This is a genomic window from Klebsiella sp. C360, from assembly GCF_048822415.1.
Lineage (GTDB): Bacteria > Pseudomonadota > Gammaproteobacteria > Enterobacterales > Enterobacteriaceae > Klebsiella > Klebsiella quasipneumoniae.
On the sequence record NZ_JBMEZZ010000059.1, the window covers coordinates 1 to 710 of the forward strand.

Consider the following 710-nt stretch of genomic DNA (forward strand, 5'->3'; position numbering starts at 1 on the left):
AAAACATCTTCGGCGTTGTAAGGTTAAGCCTCACGGTTCATTAGTACCGGTTAGCTCAACGCATCGCTGCGCTTACACACCCGGCCTATCAACGTCGTCGTCTTCAACGTTCCTTCAGGAGACTTATAGTCTCAGGGAGAACTCATCTCGGGGCAAGTTTCGTGCTTAGATGCTTTCAGCACTTATCTCTTCCGCATTTAGCTACCGGGCAGTGCCATTGGCATGACAACCCGAACACCAGTGATGCGTCCACTCCGGTCCTCTCGTACTAGGAGCAGCCCCCCTCAATTCTCCAGCGCCCACGGCAGATAGGGACCGAACTGTCTCACGACGTTCTAAACCCAGCTCGCGTACCACTTTAAATGGCGAACAGCCATACCCTTGGGACCTACTTCAGCCCCAGGATGTGATGAGCCGACATCGAGGTGCCAAACACCGCCGTCGATATGAACTCTTGGGCGGTATCAGCCTGTTATCCCCGGAGTACCTTTTATCCGTTGAGCGATGGCCCTTCCATTCAGAACCACCGGATCACTATGACCTGCTTTCGCACCTGCTCGCGCCGTCACGCTCGCAGTCAAGCTAGCTTATGCCATTGCACTAACCTCCTGATGTCCGACCAGGATTAGCTAACCTTCGTGCTCCTCCGTTACGCTTTGGGAGGAGACCGCCCCAGTCAAACTACCCACCAGACACTGTCCGCAACCCCG

Annotated in this window: 1 rRNA gene; it reads right to left on the reverse strand. The window is 54.8% G+C overall.

The features are described from left to right. Positions 1 to 19: 19 nt before the first annotated feature. Positions 20 to 710: ribosomal RNA gene (locus ACOI7D_RS27830) — 23S ribosomal RNA — on the reverse strand; the annotation flags it as partial.